At 47.8% G+C, this 251-nt stretch carries 1 protein-coding gene; it reads left to right on the top strand.

The annotated features are described in order from the left end of the window. Positions 1 to 251 (top strand): Clp protease N-terminal domain-containing protein (locus tag AB4512_RS22225; protein ID WP_372175710.1); only part of this gene is annotated, 251 nt, incomplete at both ends.

The following is a 251-nucleotide window of genomic DNA, read 5'->3' as shown; positions in this document are numbered from 1 at the left end:
GCATTTGCTCGTGCGCGAGACAAGCGACATGAATTCATGACTGTCGAACACCTCCTACTAGCATTATTAGAAAATGATGCGGCCAAGGAAGCGCTCCAAGCTTGTCAGGCTGATCTCGATGCTCTTCGCAATGAGCTCGATATTTTTATCGATCAAACGACCCCACTTATCCCTGAAAGCGACGAAACTCGCGAAACTCAGCCTACGTTGAGCTTCCAACGAGTACTTCAACGCGCTGTTTTTCATGTTCA

It is taken from the genome of Vibrio sp. 10N.222.52.B7, assembly GCF_041474275.1.
GTDB lineage: Bacteria > Pseudomonadota > Gammaproteobacteria > Enterobacterales > Vibrionaceae > Vibrio > Vibrio crassostreae_C.
The sequence above is the reverse complement of the archived record's forward strand: the minus strand, read 5'-3'. Positions and strand labels throughout refer to the sequence as shown.